Raw genomic sequence first — 545 nt, forward strand, 5'->3', positions numbered from 1 at the left:
ATGGTCCTCCCGGATTCCGACGGGATTTCACGTGTCCCGCCGTACTCAGGATCCACTCGGGAGGGAACGGCGTTTCAGCTACAGGGCTGTTACCTCCTCTGGCTGGCCTTTCCAGGCCGATTCGCTTACGCCGTTCCTTTATCACTCCACAATGAGTGTCCTACAACCCCAGAAGGCAAGCCTTCTGGTTTGGGCTGTTTCCGTTTCGCTCGCCGCTACTCAGGAAATCGCATTTGCTTTCTCTTCCTCCGGGTACTAAGATGTTTCAGTTCCCCGGGTCTGCCTTCCTTATCCTATGGATTCAGATAAGGATCCTGCCCCATTACGGGCAGTGGGTTCCCCCATTCGGAAATCTCCGGATCAACGCTTGCTTACAGCTCCCCGAAGCATATCGGTGTTAGTCCCGTCCTTCATCGGCTCCTAGTGCCAAGGCATCCACCGTGCGCCCTTTCTAGCTTAACCTGGCTATTCAGGCGCAAGCACATACGTGCTTGCCTTGCTTTACTTGCTTGATAATCGTTATCCAGTTTTCAAGGAACAACTTT

At 53.4% G+C, this 545-nt stretch carries 1 rRNA gene; it reads right to left on the minus strand.

What is annotated here, in order from left to right:
* A 23S ribosomal RNA gene (locus A4U59_RS20555) occupies window positions 1–462 on the minus strand; the annotation flags it as partial.
* Between the last annotated feature and the right edge of the window lie 83 nt (window positions 463–545).

It is taken from the genome of Bacillus marinisedimentorum, from assembly GCF_001644195.2.
GTDB lineage: Bacteria > Bacillota > Bacilli > Bacillales > Bacillaceae_O > Bacillus_BL > Bacillus_BL marinisedimentorum.